This window comes from Nocardia gamkensis NBRC 108242 (assembly GCF_001612985.1).
GTDB lineage: Bacteria > Actinomycetota > Actinomycetes > Mycobacteriales > Mycobacteriaceae > Nocardia > Nocardia gamkensis.
Window position 1 is genome coordinate 255,857 of record NZ_BDBM01000005.1, and the last position, 13,410, is coordinate 269,266.

Below are 13,410 nucleotides of genomic sequence, written 5' to 3' on the forward strand. Positions count from 1 at the left end.
GGGGCGGATAAGCCGGTCCGGCCCCCGTCGATGCGTTACGGCACCGGCGGTGAGGAACCGATGACGAGCTGGGGGAAGTTTCTGCGTGGTGCCGCGCTCGCGATGGGTGCGGTGGTGGTGTTGGCCGGATGTGAGGACGGCACCGGGGACACTCCGCCTTCCACATCGGTGGCGGCCACGTCGACCTCCGCCCCTACGAGGTCAACCGATCCCGATGCCGCACTTTGGAACCCGTGCGACCTATCGGATTCAGCGATATCGGCTACTGGGCTGGATCCTGCCAGCAAGAACAAGGACGCGGCCGGCGTCGACTTCACCGGATGGAAGGTATGCGGGTGGCGAGCCAACTCTCGTTGGTACGACTTGACGGTCTTCTCAGGTACGCCCACTCTGCAGGACGTCCAAAAACGTCGTGATTTCGAGTCCTTCACACCACAGTCGGTGGGAACCCGTAATGCCGTCGAGTTCCTCGATGTAGGCGACAGCAAGCAGCTCAAGTGCAGCATCGCGGTCGAGGTGGCACAAGGCACCGTGTTGTTCCGGGTTGTCACCCGCTACTCCATTGGCAAGCAAGGCGATCCGTGCGTAGAGGTCCGTCGCCATGCCTCCGAGCTGGCGCAGTATCTGCCGAGGAACTAAGGAGGGTACGTGTCTGTCGGCGTCGACCCAATGGACTGGCGGAGGGTTCTCGAACTGGCGAATTCGGGTGAGGTATCGCTGCATCCCGAGATCGGCAAGGGACTGGACAAGATCTGCGACGACTATTTGGACCGGCTGGACGCTATCTTGCAAATGGCGGACCGGGTCAAGATCATCGACGGGTTCGGTCCCTTTCCCTCAGGACAGGCTCTACAGGAGAAGTTCACCGGTAAGGCTGCTGGTTCCGAGCAATCCCTGGACGCCGTCCTCATGCAGCACATCGACGCGGTGAAGATCGCGAAAGAGGTTGTGGCCAAGGCTATTGCGAACTTCGTGGAGCTGGATCGGTCCAGGGCCGACCAACTTACCGGTCTGGATGCCCAACCATGACCTACGACGAGTACCGGAACCGGATCATCGCCGCGCAGGAGCAGTGGAATCGGGAGCGCGACACGATCTACGACTTCACAGGTCGGTTGGGCACGTCGTTTCAGGGGGAATACGAGCCGCCGCGGATTCCCGGGCCGGACAACTACGACAGTATGACGTTGGCGCAGATGGTCGATGCCGTGAACGCGATGCGGCCGGGGACGGTGCGGGAGGCGTCCGAGGCTTGGCTGAACATCGGGATGAACCTGACCGGGGCGATTCAGGCGTTCAACGAGCAGTTCGGCCGCACCGTGACCGGTGACGGCACGAATCCGGGGTGGGCGGGGCAATCCGGCAAGGCGGCGGCCGATGCGGTCACGAACTACCGCAATCAGTCGGGGAACCTGGCCGATGCCGCTTGTCTGGTGAGTTTCAAGCTGTCGGAGATGCATACCGGTCTCGAGCAGACGCAGGCGCTGATGCCGCAGGCCACCGAACGCCCGGACCTGGTGGGGAAGACGTTGCCGCAGGACGGCGTCATGAAGGCGGGTGATTACACCGAGGAGGAGGCCACGCAGGAAGCGCGGCGGATCCTTCGCACGGTGTACGGGCAGGTCGCCACTCAAACCGACCACGGCGTACCTGTCCTGCCGACCGCTCCGCAGATCGTGGCGGATAGCGGGCAGCCAGGTCCGTCGTCACCTGGTACCTCGAATTCCGCCGCGCCACAGGAGAATTCCGACTCGGCCGATCCCGCAGGCGCGGAGCCGGAATCCACCGAACCGACCGACGGTGACCCGCGGGAATCGCCCGGGACCGACCCCGCAGCCACCACGCCCCAGTCGGTCACCCCGGCGGGGGTGGACCAGCCGGCCAGCGTGCAACCAACCACCCCGTCGACGACCCCGAGCAGCACCACCACACCGAGCCCGAACATCACTACCGTCACACCGGGTCGACCCGGTACCACGAGCCCGAGCACTCCCCGGCGATCCGGCAGCCCGAGCAGTCCCGGCACGCCGAATTCCACCGCCACTCCGGCACCGGGCCGCAACGTTCCCGCCGGTCCACAGCAGCCGAACGCCCTTCCGACGGCTTCGGCAACCGGCAGCCAGGCGGCTCGATCCGGCGCGGTAGGCACGACCGGCATGGCCCCCGGAATGGGGGCTCGCGGCAAGGACGACGAGCGCGAGACCTCCGGCGTCAAGGACTACCTGATCAACCAGCACAACGGTGCGGAACTCACCGGTCTGGACTCCTTGCCGAAGTCCGTCCCTCCGGTCATCGGAGACAACCCGAATGGCTGACTGGCGCTTCACCGGGCAGGAATTCGAAATCCTCTGGGCAGCCTACGGTCGCGACCGCCTGCCCTACCCGCTGCAATACCGGCCGGAGGAGATGGATTTCGCCGACCTGAAGCGTCAACGCGAGGCAGCGGTGGACGCGCTACTCGGGCGATACGCCGTCGAACTGGAACGGGCGCTCGACGTATTGCTGGAACCGGAGGTCCGCGTCGAGTCCAAAGGGATGGGTGGCCCGGACATGTCGATCGTCTTTCGTTTCCACGGGGCCGTACGCGGGCAGATCGGCGCCACCTTGGTCCAGCTTCCGGGTACCGCGCCGGACACCGGCGGTGACGTCATCGTGAGTTTCTGCGCCGCGCAACGAGTGGCCGCGAAAGCGGTCGCCGCGCTGCCCAAGATGCCTGCGGGCACCCATCCGCCGATCGAAGCGCGGCGGGAAGAAGTGAGCGCCGACCGGGATCGGCCGGTGCGCAAGCCGTATGAGGTCGGCGTCGTCGCGCAACTGGACCGAATCTTCAAACGCGAACGCCTCGGCCTCGGTGAGATCACGGTGCTCGCCGGTCCGGCCCTCGACGCGCGCCCGAGCTTCGGACGCGGTTTCTGGTGGATGGATTACGCGGACGGCCGCTACTACGTCAAGACCGGCGACCCCATCGTCGCCAAACCGCTGGAACCTTCCGCGATGGCGGCCGAGATCAACCGGCTCACCGCTCTGACCCAGCGCTATTACCGCGAAGATCGCGAACACGACGAATACCTGCGGTCACAGCGATAGCGGACCATCCGGGCATCCCGGGACTACGTCACAGCGGGATGTCGGCCTCGTCACGAGGGCGTTCGGGCGCGGCGAGCCCGGAGGCGCGGCTCGTTCCCGGTGCTAACTTCGCGCTGCTCCACCGACGAAACCGATCACCAGGGAGGTTTGGTAGTGGGAAAGACAACCGTTCAGGCCATCGTGACAGCAGCGGCGGTCGCCGCGGGCACGTTGACGATGGGTCTCGTCGCGCAGCCCGCGACGAGCGAGACGATCGGCGGCGATCCGGTCGCCTACCTGGCGCAGGACGAACAGCAGGGTCAACCCTCCGAGGCGAGTGACGTCGACGAAGGCGCAGGCAAGGGGAAGGGCAAAGGAAAAGGCAAGTCCGAGGGGAAGGGCAAGGGAAAAGGCAAGGGTAAGGGCAGCGAGGGCAAGCCGACCGCCGGCGACAACGAGCCGGACTTGTCCGCGGAACCCGACGCCCGCAACGACGAACCGACCGACTCGTCAACAGCACCCACCGCCCGCGACGACGAGACCGACTCATCCGCGAAACCGGACGCTCGCAGGGACGGAGGCGGCGAATCCGCTAACGGTTCTACGAGCAGCGCGTCATGAACGACGTTTCGTCACAAGGACACTCGGATCACGAGGCGCAATCCGACTGAGCCCCTGGCACCCACGATGCGCAGGCTGAGCGGCACGTCGGGCGACGCGAATTCGCCGACGTGCCGCTCGGTGCCGGTCAGCGGGGCAGGCGCTCGATGATCGTCGCGTTGGCGGTGCCGCCGCCCTCACAGATGGTGAGCAGGCCGTAGCGGCCCTCGATCCGTTCGAGTTCGTTGAGCAGCGTGGCGAACAGTTTCGCACCGGTCGCACCGAGCGGGTGGCCCAGCGCGATGGCGCCGCCGTTGACGTTCACCTTCTCGGGGTCCGCCCCGGTCTCCTTCAACCAGGACAGCACCACCGGCGCGAACGCCTCGTTGATCTCGATCACGTCGATGTCGTCGATGGTGAGGCCGGTCTTCTCCAGCGCCCACTTGGTCGCCGGAATCGGGGCGGTGAGCATGAAGATCGGGTCCGCGCCGCGCGCGCTCACATGGTGGATGCGCGCTCGCGGGGTCAAGCCGTACTCCTGCACCGCCCACTCCGAAGCGAGCAGGGTGGCGCTGGCGCCGTCGGAGATCTGGCTGGCCACCGCGGCGGTGAGCGGGCTGCCCTCGGCCAGGGGCGGCAGCGAAGCCATCTTCTCCAGGCTGGTCTCGCGCGGACCCTGGTCGATCCAGAAGTCGCCGACCGGCACGATCTCGTTGTCGAAGCGGCCGTTCTTGATCGCGTCGCGGGCCCGCTCGTGGCTGCGCAGCGCCCAGCGCTCCATCTCTTCCCTGCTGATGCCCCACTTCTCGGCGATCAACTGGGCGGCGCGGAACTGGGTCACCTCACCGGTGCCGTAGCGGTGGTCCCAGCCCTGCGCGCCGACGAACGGGGTGTCGAAACCGTACTCCTTGCCCGCCAGCATGGCCGCGGAGATCGGGATCGCGCTCATGTTCTGCACGCCGCCCGCGACGATCACCTCGGCCGTGCCGCTCATGATGGCCTGCGCGCCGAAATTGATGGCCTGCTGGCTGGATCCGCACTGCCGGTCCACGGTGACGCCGGGAACCTCTTCGGGATATCCGGCGGCCAACCACATGGTGCGGCCGATGTTGCCCGCCTGCGGGCCGACATTGTCGACGCAACCGACGATGACGTCGTCCACGACGCCCGGGTCGATCGGGGTGCGGTCCAGCAGGCCGCGCAGCGCGGCCGCACCCAGATCGGCCGGATGCACGCTCGCCAACGCGCCGCCGCGCTTGCCGACCGGGGTGCGTACCGCATCGATCACGTAGGCGTCCCGCAGCGGGGCATACGGACGACGGGACGCGGAAGGTGCTGACATGTAAGGACTCCTACGTGGTGCGCTCGGGGACGGTGAGTCCGTCGAGCACGATGGTCAGGTACTGCTTTGCGAGGTTCTCGACGGTGATCGGCCCACCCGGCCGGTACCACCGCACCGCGACCCAGACCGTGTCACGCAGGAAGCGGTAGGCCAGTTCGACGTCGAGTTCCGGCCGGAAGGCGCCGTCCCGCACGCCGTTGGTGAGCACCCGGTGCCACAGCTCGCGGAATTCGCGGTTGTAGTCGGCGATGTAGGTGAACCGCTCCGAGTCGCGCAGTCGCTTCGCCTCGGTCTGGTAGATCGCCACCGCGGCGTGCCAGCGGTCGAACGACTCGTAGGAGGCGAGCACCAAGGCTTCCAAGGTGTCTCGCGCGCTCAGGCCGGAGGCGACGATCTCGCGATAGCGGCCGAACAGTTCGTCGAGGAACCCGCGCAGGATCTCGTCCACCATCGACTCCTTGGAATCGAAGTGGTGATAGAGACTCCCCGAGAGGATTCCGGCCGCGTCGGCGATGTCGCGCACGGTGGTGGCGCGCAATCCCCGCTCGGCGAACAATTCGGCCGCCAAGGCGAGCAACTCACTGCGCCGAGCTGATTTAGAGGCGTCTGTTGCGGGCACACGGCCATCATACAACCAAGCATTTGCTTGGTCGAGAGGTACTGCTCAGCGCTCCGAGTAGCGCAGGGGCGAGGAGACCGACAGATCGGCCAGCAGGCGATCGCAGATGATCACGGGCGAGACGCCCGCCCGCGCCATTCGCGCGACGAGCGCGAGACGGCGTTCGCAACTGTCCCATTCCACGGTGAGCTGACCGCGGTCCGGACCGGCGTCCACCGTGGCCATCACCCGTGGCGGGCCGCCGCGCACGGGTTCCTCGCTCAGCTTGAGCACCATGCCGCGCTGCCAGGCGTGGTAGGCAACCATGTCGGCCTCGACCACCAGCTTGTCGGTGGCCGCGCACAGGCCCTGCGCGATCTCGTCGGCGAAAGTCACCTGGTCGAAGCGGAATTTCCGGCATTTCGCGACCACCGCGAGCAGATCCGAGCGCACCTCGCACAGCAGGTCGGTCTGGCGCTGCCTGCGCCGCTCCTGCTCGGTCTCCGTACCGTCGGCGCTGAGGCCGATGCGCCGGGCACGCTCGCGATCGCGCGCCAGATCGGCGCGCAGCGCGCGGCGCGGGTCGCGGGCGACCTCCCCCTCGTCGACGGCGTGCTGCGCGAGAATGCGCACGGCGGCCGTGGCGACGGCCCTCGCGGAAGTGTGCTCGATGAGTTCGGCGCCGAGGGTGAGCGCCGAGAGGACGAGGCTGTCGAGCCGTCGCCTGGCCAGCACGACTTCGCGCACCACATCGAGTTCCAGTTGTTCGCGGGCAGGTGGGCGATCCAGGCCCATAGCCATCGCCCCCTTGTCGAGCGCGGATCCGATCTCATCCAGCATGGCACACCCCGACCCCTCGCGGCTTGCCCTTTTCTACCTGATCAGCCGCTCGTTTCGGGTGGCGTGCGCGATGCGAGAAGGCGATCGCAATACGGCGCGCGAGGACTCGCCCGCGACGGCGGACAACCGGCTGCTCGGTGGTCGCCGGGCAGGCTCGTCCGCCCGGCGCGGCGCGGACGAGCCCGGGAACCGCTGCGGCTCAGGCGCGTTGGCTGCTGATCGAGACCACCTCGCCGGTCAGGTAGGTGGTGTAGTCGCTGGCCAGCATGGCGATCGTCGCGGCGACCTCCCACGGCTCGGCCGCGCGGCCGAACGCCTCCCGCTCCGACAGGTGGTCGAGCAGCTCGGTGGAGCTGACCTTGTCCAGGAAAGCGTGCCTGGCGATGCTCGGGGCCACCGCGTTGATCCGCACACCGAGTTCGGCGGCCTCGACCGCGCTGCATCGGGTCAACGCCATGACGCCCGCCTTCGCCGCGGCGTAGTGCGCCTGACCGTGCTGCGCGCGCCAGCCCAGCACGCTGGCGTTGTTCACGATGACGCCGCCGTGGCCCGCGTCGCGGAAGTAGCCGAGCGCGGCGCGGGTGCAGCGAAAGGTGCCGTTGAGGGTGATGTCGAGGACTCGGTCCCACTGCTCGTCGGTCATGTCGACCACGGGCGTCTCCCCGCCGAGCCCGGCGTTGTTGACCATGACGTCGATCCGGCCGAGCGCTTCGGCGGCACCGCGGACCAGCGCGTTCACCTGTTCGGTGCTCTGCACGTCACACGGGATCGAGGCGACCCGCCGGTCCGGGAACTCGCCGGCCAGCTCGGCCGCGGTCTCTGTCAGACGCCGCTCGTGCCAGTCGGAGACCACCACGTCCGCGCCCTCGGCCAGCAGCCTGCGCGCGGTGGCCGAGCCGATGCCGGTACCCGCGGCCGCCGTGATCACGGCGGCGCGCCCGGTCAGCAGGCCGTGCCCGGCCACGGGCGCGGGGGCGACCGACAGCGGGCCGGTCACGGACGCGCCTCGCGGGGCAGGCCGAGCACGCGCTCGGCGATGATGTTGCGCTGCACTTCGTTCGAACCTCCGTAGATGGTGTCGGCGCGGGTGAACAGATACAGCCGCTGCCATTCGTCGAGATCGTCCTCGCCCGCCACCAGGCCGCGGGCGCCGAGCACGGCCATCGCCAGCTCGCCGAGGCCGCGATGCCAATTGGCCCAGAGCAGTTTCGCCACCGAGGCCTGGCCCGCGCCGTCGTCCACGCCCGCGCCTTCCATCGTGCGCATGGCGTGCGCGCGCAGCACTCGCAGCCCGACCCAGGCCCGATCGATCCGGTCGGCGATCAGCGGGTCGTCGGCCGCGCCGGTGCGGCGGGCCAATGCCTCGATGTCGGCCAGCTCCCGGGCGAACCGGATCTGCTGGCCCAAGGTGGAGATGCCGCGCTCGAAGGTGAGCGTGCCCATGGCGATGCGCCACCCGTCACCCGGCTCGCCGACCACCAGGTCGGCCGCGGTGCGGGCGTTGTCGAAGAAAACTTCGTTGAATTCCGACGTGCCGGTCAGCTGGATGATCGGGCGCACGTCGATGCCCGGCTGCTTCATCGGGACCAGCAGGTAGGACAGGCCCTTGTGCCTGACGGACCCGCGCTCGGTGCGGGCGACGACGAAGCACCAGTCCGCGACGTGCGCGAGCGAGGTCCAGATCTTCTGCCCGTTGATCGACCACTCGTCGCCGTCCAGGTGCGCTGCGGTGGTGATCGCGGCCAGGTCGGAGCCCGCGCCCGGTTCCGAATAGCCCTGGCACCACAGTTCTCCGACATCGCGGATGCCCGGCAGGAACCGGTCCTTCTGCGCCTGGGTGCCGAACGCGAGCAGGGTCGGGCCGAGCAGTTCCTCGCCGACGTGCGACACCCGCGCGGGCGCGTTCGCCTTGGCGTACTCCTCGTGGAAGATCACCTGCTGGCGCACCGTGGCCTCGCGGCCGCCGTACTCCTTCGGCCAGCCCAGGCAGGTCCACCCGGCCGCGGCCAGGTGCCGGTCCCAGGCGAGGCGTTCGTCGAACGCCTCGTGTTCGCGGCCGGGACCGCCGAGGCCACGCAGCTCGCGGAAGTCCCCGTTGAGGTTCTCCTCCAGCCACTCGCGCACTTCGGCGGCGAATCGCTCGTCCTGCGCAGCGGAAAACCGCCCGTCCGGAGCGGCAGTGTCGGATTCTGAGGTCTGGATCGCACCCACGCCGGTAGGATAACCTACCAAGCACTTGCTTTGTAGAGCACTCGCATAAGTGACTCGCGGACGGTGAGGACAACCGTGACAACCCCTGCACAGACGACACCGATGGCACTGCACCACGCCGCTCGGACCTTCGGCGACGCCCCGGCGATCGCCGACGGCGAGGTCCGGCTGGACTGGACCCAATTGCTGGAGGCGGTCCAGGAAGTGGCGCGGGCGCTGATCGCGCGTGGCGTGCGGGTGGGCGACCGCGTGGCCATGTGGGCGCCCAATACGCACCACTGGGTGGTCGCCGCGCTGGCAGCGCACTACGCCGGAGCGGCACTGGTACCGCTGAACACCCGCTACGTGGCCGACGAGGCCGCCGACGTGCTCGGACGAGTGGACGCGAAGGCGCTGTTCATCGCGGGGCCGTTCCTCGGCCGCGACCGGCTCGCCGAACTGCGCACGACCGCGCCCGACCTGGCCATCGATACCGTGGTGGTGATCCCGGTCGAACCGGGCACCGAGAACACCGACATCGCCGCGCTGGACTGGTCGGAACTCGCGACCGTCGCCGCGCCGGTGACGCTGGTCGAAGCCGAGCAGCGCGCCGAGTCGGTGCGTCCCGACGACATCTCCGACATCCTGTTCACCTCGGGCACCACCGGCCGCAGCAAGGGCACCCTGGTCGCCCACCGGCAGGCGCTGTCGGTGGTGCGGGCCTGGGCCGAGTGCGCCACCTTGCGCGGCGACGACCGGTATCTGGTGGTGAACCCGTTCTTCCACAACTTCGGATACAAGGCGGGCATTCTCGCCTGCTTGGTCACCGGGGCCACGATCATTCCGCAGGCCACCTTCGACGTGCCGGAGACGATGCGGCTGATCGGCGCGGAGCGGGTCACCGTGTTGCCCGGCCCGCCGACGATCTACCAGACGATCCTGGATTTCCCGCGCCGCTCCGAATTCGACCTGAGCTCGCTGCGGGTGGCCGTCACCGGCGCGGCGACGGTGCCGGTGGTGCTGATCGAGCGGATGCGCTCGGAGCTGGCCTTCGACGTCGTCATCACCGCCTACGGCCTGTCCGAGAGCGCGGGCTTCGGCACCATGTGCCGGGACGATGACGACGCCGAGACCATCGCGAACACCTGCGGCAGGCCGATCGCGGATTTCGAGCTGCGCCTCGGCGAGGCGGGCGAGGTCCTGCTGCGCGGGCCGAACGTGATGCTCGGTTACCTGGACGACCCGGACAGCACCGCGCAGACGATCGACGCCGACGGCTGGCTGCACACCGGCGACATCGGCACGATCGACGAGCGCGGGTACCTGAAGATCACCGACCGGCTCAAGGACATGTACATCTCCGGCGGCTTCAACGTCTATCCCGCCGAGATCGAACAGGCGCTGGCCCGGCTGGACGGCGTGGCCGAGTCGGCGGTGGTGGGCGTGCCCGACACGAGGATGGGCGAGGTGGGCAAGGCGTACGTGGTGCGCAAACCCGGCTCGGCGCTCACCGAGGAGCAGGTGCGCGCCCACGCGGCGACCGTGCTGGCCAACTTCAAGGTGCCGCGAATCGTCGAATTCCGCGACCAGCTGCCCTACAGCGCCGCCGGGAAAGTGCTCAAGCGTCAACTACGTGAGGAGAAGTCGTAATGTCGGAACCGGCAACCCCGAACGAGGGTCCGGCGATCCCGGACGAAGGTGAAGTCGTCACCTATGAGCGGCGCGGTCGCGTCGCGATCGTCACGCTGAACCGGCCGGACTACCGCAACGCGCAGAACTCGGTGATGACCTACGCCATCGACGCCGCCTTCGAGCGCGCCGTGGAGGACCCCGAGGTCGGCGTGATCGTGCTGGCGGGCAACGGTAAACACTTCAGCGCCGGGCACGACATCGGCACGCCGGGCCGCGATCACCATGTGCGGTACCAGAACAAAGCGGCGCTGTGGTGGGACCACGTGGACCGGGCCGGTGGCGATCAGCGCTTCGCCCGGGAACTCGAGGTCTACCTCGGCATGTGCAGGCGCTGGCGGGAGATTCCGAAGCCGACCATCGCCATGGTGCAGGGCGCCTGCATCGCGGGCGGGCTCATGCTGGCCTGGGTGTGCGATCTGATCATCGCCTCCGACGACGCGTTCTTCTCCGATCCCGTAGTCCGCATGGGCATTCCGGGCGTCGAGTACTTCGCGCACCCGTGGGTGATGGGTCCGCGCGCGGCCAAGGAATTCCTGTTCACCGGCGACCGGTTCGGCGCCGCGCAGGCCAAGGAATGGGGCATGGTCAACCGGGTGGTGCCCCGCGCCGAGCTGGAGACCGAGACGCTGGCGCTGGCCGAGAAGATCGCCATGATGCCGCAGTTCGGTCTCGCGCTGACGAAGAAGGCGGTCAACCAGGCCGAGGACCTGATGGGCATGCGGTCGGGCATGGACTCGGTCTTCGGGCTGCACCACTTCGCGCACGCGCACAACGCCGAAGTCGGCGCCGACTCCCTCGGCGGCATGAACGCCAAGTCGATGAAGGCGTCGGCGGGCACCGCAGAACAGAACGGAACGACGTAGTGGATCTGGATCTCGACCAGGCGACCCAGGAATTCCAGCGGGAGGTCCGCGAATTCCTCGCCGCGAACAAACCCGCGAAACCGCTGGCCTCGATGGACACGAAGGCCGGATTCGAGGCGCACCGCGCCTGGGAGCGCACCCTCGCCGACGCCCGGCTCTCGGTGGTCGCCTGGCCGGAGGAGTTCGGCGGGCGCGACGCCTCGCTGCTGGAATGGGTGCTGTTCGAGCAGGAGTACTACGCGGCGGGCGCGCCGGGGCGGGTCAGCCAGAACGGCATATTCCTGCTGGCCCCGACGCTGTTCGAACACGGCACGCCCGAACAGCTGGAGCGGATCATGCCGCGTATGGCGCGCGGCGACGACATCTGGGCGCAGGCCTGGTCGGAGCCGGAAGCGGGCAGCGACCTGGCCGGTATCCGCTCGACGGCCCGGCGCACCAGCGGCGGCTGGCTGCTGAGCGGCCAGAAGACCTGGAGTTCGCGCGCCTCCTTCGCGGACTGGGCGTTCGGGCTGTTCCGCAGCGATCCCGAGGCCGAGCGGCACAAGGGACTCACCTACGTGATGTTCCCGCTGACCGCCGACGGCGTGTCGGTGCGCCCGATCCCGCAGTTGGACGGCGAACCCGGCTTCGCGGAGATTTTCCTCGACGACGTGTTCGTGCCCGACCGCGACGTGATCGGCGCACCCGGCGAGGGCTGGCGGGTGGCGATGAGCACCTCCAGCAACGAACGCGGCCTCTCGCTGCGCAGCCCCGGCCGGTTCAGCGCCACCGCCCAGCGGCTGATCGATCTGTGGCGCGAGGCGGGCGACGAGGACAACACCGCACAACGCGACGCCGTGGTGGACGCCTGGATCGGTAGCGAGGCCTACCGGCTGCACACCTTCGGCACGGTCACCCGCCTCGACGAGGGCGGCAAGCTGGGCGCGGAATCCTCGATCACGAAGGTCTTCTGGTCCGAGCTGGACATCGCCATGCACGAGACCGCGCTCGACGTGCTCGGCGCGTCCGCGGAACGTTCCGGGCCGTGGACCGACGGATACCTGTTCGCGCTGTCCGGCCCGATCTACGCGGGCACCAACGAGATCCAGCGCAACATCATCGCCGAGCGGCTGCTCGGACTACCGAGAGGAAGCAGCCGATGAGATTCGCGCTCAGCCCCGAACAACTCGATTTCGGCGCCAGCCTGCGCAAACTGCTGGAGGCGGGCCGCGCGCCCGCCGCCGTGCGCGCGTGGGCATCGGGCGATAGCGGGCCGGGTCGCGCGCTGATCCGGCAGCTGGCCGATGCCGGTGTGCTCGGACTGGCCGTCGCGGAGCAGCACGGCGGCATCGGCGCCGAGCCGATCGATCTGGTTGTGGCGTTCCAGGAACTCGGGCGCGCAGCCGTGCCCGGACCGCTGGTGGAGACCGCCGCGGCGATTCCCGCGCTGCTGCAAGCGCTTCCCGACCAGGATCTGGCGGCACGGTGGTTGCCCGGCTTCGCCGAGGGCGCGGCGCTCGGCACCGTCGCCTTCGCGCCGCCCGGCCCCGGCGTCGCCCTGGACGCCGACACCGCCGAAGTGGTCCTGCTGGCCGGCGAGAATCAGCTGTCCACCGGGAACCGCACCGGCCTGGTGCGATCGGTCGATCCCGCCCGCCGCTTGTTCACGGTCGCCGCGACCGAGACCGTCGCCGAGGGCGATCAGGTCCGCGCGGCCGCCGCCGCGGGCTTCGACACCGGCGCGCTGGCCTGCGCGGCCCAGCTGCTCGGCGCCGGAAAGGCGCTGCTGCACGCGTCGACCGAATACTCCAAGCAGCGCAAGCAGTTCGGTAAGCCGATCGGCGAGTTCCAGGCCGTGAAGCAGAAGCTCGCGGATGTGCTGATCGCGCTGGACTTGGCCGAGCCACTGCTCCACCGGGCCGCGCTGACCATGGCCGGAACCACCCGGAGCCGGGATGTGTCGGCCGCCGTGATCGCCTGTGGCGATGCCGCCTACCGCGCGGCTCGCGCCGCCCTCCAGGTGCACGGCGCGATCGGTTATACCGCCGAGTACGACCTCTCCCTGTGGCTGACCAAGGTGACCGCACTGCGTTCGGCCTGGGGCACACCGGATCTGCACCGTGCCCGGATCGCACGGGCGCTTCGGGAGGACACCGATTCCGATCGCGCCGCGCGAGGCATCGCATGAGCGGTCAGGCCCGGAGGCGGCAGCGAAGCGTAACCACGCAGGGCTCCCGCTC

Annotated in this window: 14 protein-coding genes; 9 read left to right on the top strand and 5 right to left on the bottom strand. The window is 68.8% G+C overall.

Annotated features, from left to right (window positions below; genetic code table 11):
• The first annotated feature begins 30 nt into the window (after window positions 1–30).
• From NG1_RS35225 to NG1_RS06000, 5 genes are all read left to right on the top strand, one after another.
• The gene (locus tag NG1_RS35225) at window positions 31–639 is read left to right on the top strand and encodes a DUF3558 domain-containing protein (protein ID WP_157113877.1); all 609 of its coding nucleotides are present in this window, start codon (window positions 31–33) and stop codon (window positions 637–639) included.
• 9 nt (window positions 640–648) lie between these two features.
• Window positions 649–1,029 carry a hypothetical protein gene (locus tag NG1_RS05985; protein WP_084498722.1) on the top strand — a complete coding sequence of 127 codons (381 nt, stop codon included), beginning with the start codon at window positions 649–651 and terminating at the stop codon, window positions 1,027–1,029.
• The gene (locus NG1_RS05990; protein WP_062968762.1) at window positions 1,026–2,315 is read left to right on the top strand and encodes a hypothetical protein; all 1,290 of its coding nucleotides are present in this window, start codon (window positions 1,026–1,028) and stop codon (window positions 2,313–2,315) included. Before NG1_RS05985 ends, NG1_RS05990 begins: the two co-directional genes overlap by 4 nt.
• The gene (locus tag NG1_RS05995; protein WP_062968764.1) at window positions 2,308–3,087 is read left to right on the top strand and encodes an ESX secretion-associated protein EspG; all 780 of its coding nucleotides are present in this window, start codon (window positions 2,308–2,310) and stop codon (window positions 3,085–3,087) included. The genes NG1_RS05990 and NG1_RS05995 overlap by 8 nt, the downstream gene beginning before the upstream one ends.
• 153 nt (window positions 3,088–3,240) lie before the next feature.
• A complete protein-coding gene (locus tag NG1_RS06000; RefSeq protein ID WP_062968766.1) occupies window positions 3,241–3,687 on the top strand; it encodes a hypothetical protein in 447 nt (148 codons plus the stop codon).
• 127 nt (window positions 3,688–3,814) lie between these two features.
• Here the strand turns inward: NG1_RS06000 and NG1_RS06005 are convergent, their stop codons facing one another.
• From NG1_RS06005 to NG1_RS06025, 5 genes are all read right to left on the bottom strand, one after another.
• On the bottom strand, window positions 3,815–5,008 hold the full coding sequence (locus tag NG1_RS06005; protein WP_373283843.1) for an acetyl-CoA C-acetyltransferase: 1,194 nt from the start codon (window positions 5,006–5,008) through the stop codon (window positions 3,815–3,817).
• Between the two features lie 10 nt (window positions 5,009–5,018).
• Entirely contained in the window at window positions 5,019–5,627 is a 609-nt protein-coding gene (locus NG1_RS06010; RefSeq protein WP_040864602.1) for a TetR/AcrR family transcriptional regulator, read from the bottom strand.
• A gap of 45 nt (window positions 5,628–5,672) precedes the next feature.
• Window positions 5,673–6,446, bottom strand: a complete 774-nt coding sequence (locus NG1_RS06015) for a hypothetical protein (RefSeq protein WP_245659801.1) — start codon at window positions 6,444–6,446, stop codon at window positions 5,673–5,675.
• 199 nt (window positions 6,447–6,645) lie between these two features.
• A complete protein-coding gene (locus NG1_RS06020) occupies window positions 6,646–7,443 on the bottom strand; it encodes an SDR family oxidoreductase (RefSeq protein WP_062968768.1) in 798 nt (265 codons plus the stop codon).
• A complete protein-coding gene (locus tag NG1_RS06025; RefSeq protein ID WP_062968770.1) occupies window positions 7,440–8,657 on the bottom strand; it encodes an acyl-CoA dehydrogenase family protein in 1,218 nt (405 codons plus the stop codon). The genes NG1_RS06020 and NG1_RS06025 overlap by 4 nt, the downstream gene beginning before the upstream one ends.
• A gap of 75 nt (window positions 8,658–8,732) precedes the next feature.
• Between NG1_RS06025 and NG1_RS06030 the strand changes: the two genes are divergently transcribed.
• Genes NG1_RS06030 through NG1_RS06045 form a run of 4 tightly spaced genes read left to right on the top strand, consistent with a single transcriptional unit; the run spans window position 8,733 to window position 13,358 of the window.
• On the top strand, window positions 8,733–10,286 hold the full coding sequence (locus NG1_RS06030) for a FadD3 family acyl-CoA ligase (RefSeq protein ID WP_281218106.1): 1,554 nt from the start codon (window positions 8,733–8,735) through the stop codon (window positions 10,284–10,286).
• Window positions 10,286–11,191, top strand: a complete 906-nt coding sequence (locus tag NG1_RS06035; protein WP_062968774.1) for an enoyl-CoA hydratase — start codon at window positions 10,286–10,288, stop codon at window positions 11,189–11,191. The genes NG1_RS06030 and NG1_RS06035 overlap by 1 nt, the downstream gene beginning before the upstream one ends.
• Window positions 11,191–12,333 (top strand): acyl-CoA dehydrogenase family protein, encoded by a 1,143-nt coding sequence (locus tag NG1_RS06040; protein WP_040864598.1) that lies wholly within the window; start codon window positions 11,191–11,193, stop codon window positions 12,331–12,333. Before NG1_RS06035 ends, NG1_RS06040 begins: the two co-directional genes overlap by 1 nt.
• Window positions 12,330–13,358 carry an acyl-CoA dehydrogenase family protein gene (locus NG1_RS06045; protein ID WP_062968776.1) on the top strand — a complete coding sequence of 343 codons (1,029 nt, stop codon included), beginning with the start codon at window positions 12,330–12,332 and terminating at the stop codon, window positions 13,356–13,358. The genes NG1_RS06040 and NG1_RS06045 overlap by 4 nt, the downstream gene beginning before the upstream one ends.
• The last annotated feature ends 52 nt before the right edge of the window (window positions 13,359–13,410 follow it).

Coding starts and splice junctions, on each gene's coding strand:
- NG1_RS35225 (WP_157113877.1), top strand. CDS start 31: ATGCGTTACGGCACCGGCGGTGAGGAACCGATGACGAGCTGGGGGAAG.
- NG1_RS05990 (WP_062968762.1), top strand. CDS start 1,026: ATGACCTACGACGAGTACCGGAACCGGATCATCGCCGCGCAGGAGCAG.
- NG1_RS05995 (WP_062968764.1), top strand. CDS start 2,308: ATGGCTGACTGGCGCTTCACCGGGCAGGAATTCGAAATCCTCTGGGCA.
- NG1_RS06005 (WP_373283843.1), bottom strand. CDS start 5,008: ATGTCAGCACCTTCCGCGTCCCGTCGTCCGTATGCCCCGCTGCGGGAC.
- NG1_RS06015 (WP_245659801.1), bottom strand. CDS start 6,446: ATGCTGGATGAGATCGGATCCGCGCTCGACAAGGGGGCGATGGCTATG.
- NG1_RS06035 (WP_062968774.1), top strand. CDS start 10,286: ATGTCGGAACCGGCAACCCCGAACGAGGGTCCGGCGATCCCGGACGAA.
- NG1_RS06045 (WP_062968776.1), top strand. CDS start 12,330: ATGAGATTCGCGCTCAGCCCCGAACAACTCGATTTCGGCGCCAGCCTG.